Annotated in this window: 1 protein-coding gene; it reads left to right on the forward strand. The window is 61.9% G+C overall.

Annotated features, from left to right (window positions below):
* A partial coding sequence (locus PMI18_RS02185) for an immunoglobulin-like domain-containing protein (RefSeq protein WP_007907084.1) occupies window positions 1-750 on the forward strand: 750 nt, incomplete at both ends.

The raw sequence follows: 750 nt of genomic DNA on the forward strand, positions 1-750 counted from the left end.
GTTCCATCGTTTACACCGCGACACTGACCAATGCAGCTGGCACGCCAGTGACCGTCACGCTAAGCAACGGCGCGATCATCACCATTGCCGCCGGCGCAACTACCGGCAGCGTGACCGTCGATGCGCCGAAGGACGACGTCTACAAAGACGCCGGTCAGGTCGAAGTGACCATCAAAGATGCCGCAGGCGGCAATTTTGAGAACCTGGCGACCAACCCGGCGGCTGTGGTTACCGATGTCACCGATACCCTCGACACTACGACGGTCAACCTGACCGCAACGTCTACCGTTGCCGAAGGCGGTACGGTGGTTTACACCGCGTCCGTCTCCGCACCGGTCACCGGCTCGCCGGTGGTTGTGACCCTGTCCAACGGCCAGACCATCACCATCCCGGTCGGGTCGAGCAGCGGTTCTGTCAACTTCGTTGCGCCAAACGATGCGCTGGCTGGTGGCGGTTCTCTGAGCGTCAAGATTGACGATGCCAAGGGTGGCAACTACGAAAAACTGGAAGTCGATGGCAAGTCGGCGGACACCTCGGTTACCGACACCGCGGACACCACCAACCTGTCGCTGACTGCCACTGACTCGGTTGCTGAAGGCGGCTCCATCGTTTACACCGCGACCTTGACCAACGCCGCCGGCACCCCGGTCACTGTCACCCTGAGCAACGGCGCGATCATCACCATTGCCGCCGGTGCGACTACCGGCAGCGTGACCGTCGATGCGCCGAAGGACGACGTCTACAAAGACG

The sequence above is a fragment of the Pseudomonas sp. GM102 genome, assembly GCF_000282555.1.
Classification (GTDB): domain Bacteria; phylum Pseudomonadota; class Gammaproteobacteria; order Pseudomonadales; family Pseudomonadaceae; genus Aquipseudomonas.